Raw genomic sequence first — 1773 nt, 5'->3', positions numbered from 1 at the left:
CTTCACTAAAAACTGGCCTGGCGCTGGCTCAAGGGGGCGAATTCTGTTTTGCCCTCATTGCCCTGGCTACTCAATATGGTCAGACGGGAGGGGAGAGAGCTTCTGTGGTGTTGGCTATTACCATTCTTTCCATGATTCTGGCGCCGTTGCTCATCAGAAACAGCAGCAAAATTGTCAATCTTCTATACAAGAAACAAGAAGCTAAACAGTCTCAAATTGATCAGGGCGATATTGAGCAGCAGGTCTCTCACATCAGGCAGCATACCCTGATTTGTGGCTACGGGCGCGTGGGACAGACTATAAGCCGATTCCTGGGGCAAGAAAAGCTGGCTTTTGTAGCAATCGATAATGACCCTCTGCATGTTCATGAAGCCGGGCTTGCAGGTGAACCCGTCTTTTATGGTGATTCTCGTCGATTAGAGCTTTTGGAGTCGGTCGGTTTGAAACGTGCCAGACAAGTGATTATCTGCATTGATCGCAGTGAGAATGCTCTGGAAATCGTCAAAACGATTCGCTCCCATTATCAGGATATTCCTATTCTGGTAAGAACTCAGGATGACAGTCTGACAGCCTCACTTAAAAACGCTGGTGCCACAGCGGTTATTCCCGAAGTGCTCGAATCCAGCTTGTTGATTGTGAAGCATGTTCTGTTAATGTTGGGCATGGATCCCAATCAGGTTAGGGGCAAGATCAATAAAGCCAGAGAACAACAGTACGATATTCTCAATGGTTACTATCCGGGCTATGAAGATGTTCTGGCAGATAGTGAAGAAACCTCTCTGCGCCATGCCGTTAACGTTTGTCGGGGTAACACCTGTGAAGGATTGGATCCCTGTGATTTACCACTTGAACAAGATGTTTCTGTTGTTGAAGTGAAACGAGACGGCCAAAGTTTGGATCCGGAAGATGTGGATGCTCTTAAACAAGACGATATTGTTATTCTGACGGGACCTCTCGCACCCATGCAGCAATCTGAAAAGAACCTTATCTGATCCTGTGGCAGCCATGAAATATGGGCTGCCACTTTCTTAAAAAAATCTTAAAATTCTTTCTCGAAATTAAACTCTGTCCAGAGTTAGATAACTGCCTAACGGTAGAAATAATCCACAATATAATAAAAATAAGTTCATTAATTTCAATATGATACAAGAATAACTTAATAACCGTTCGAACAGGCACTATAATAGTATTTGTGAAAGGAATCTCGGAAAAAACAGGCGGTTAACAATAACTTATATAAATAATACAGGTGAACTACTATGGCCACTCGATCGACTCAGTGCTCTCTCTCTTTGCTTTTTATGCTGGTGTCGGTCCTGACTGTTAAACCTCTTGATAGTCACGCCTTCTTCCTTGAGTTCTATATGCCTCCCTACTTTTCAGGTATGGAAGCGCGCCCAATTGCTTATAAATCAGAACCGCCCCAGAATGCTTCTCTTATTCAGCAGGAAGAGCCTTTTTTCTGCAATGACTACGAGACAAATTTTAATTATTTTAAAAGTCTGCCATCCACTGCATTAATAAAGCTTGGTGGCTTTGGATTATTGGGAACAGCTTTAACCCAATCAGTATCAGGCGGAGTGAATCCTCGTAATTACTGGCACAAGCCTATTTTTCTATTGAACCTGGTCACAATTCTTTCCTGGTCCATACCTCAGGCAAGCTATACCAATGAATACACTCTATCTGCTGCGCAATACCAAAAAGCTGAAAACAAGTCAGATCGCACAACAACGGCAAGCAGCAACAATACTCAGCTTTATGAGGAAGAGC

2 protein-coding genes are annotated in these 1773 nt (G+C 43.4%); both read left to right on the top strand.

Annotated features, from left to right (window positions below; all coding sequences use genetic code 11):
* Positions 1 to 992, top strand: a 992-nt coding sequence (locus tag KDK16_RS08795; RefSeq protein ID WP_257275650.1) for an NAD-binding protein, incomplete at its 5' end; no start/stop codon positions are given.
* A 372-nt stretch (positions 993 to 1364) separates the two neighbouring features.
* Positions 1365 to 1773 (top strand): hypothetical protein (locus tag KDK16_RS08790; protein ID WP_257275649.1); only part of this gene is annotated, 409 nt, incomplete at its 3' end.

Source organism: Endozoicomonas sp. SESOKO4, assembly GCF_024606275.1.
This window is presented reverse-complemented; position numbering and strand designations above follow the sequence as displayed.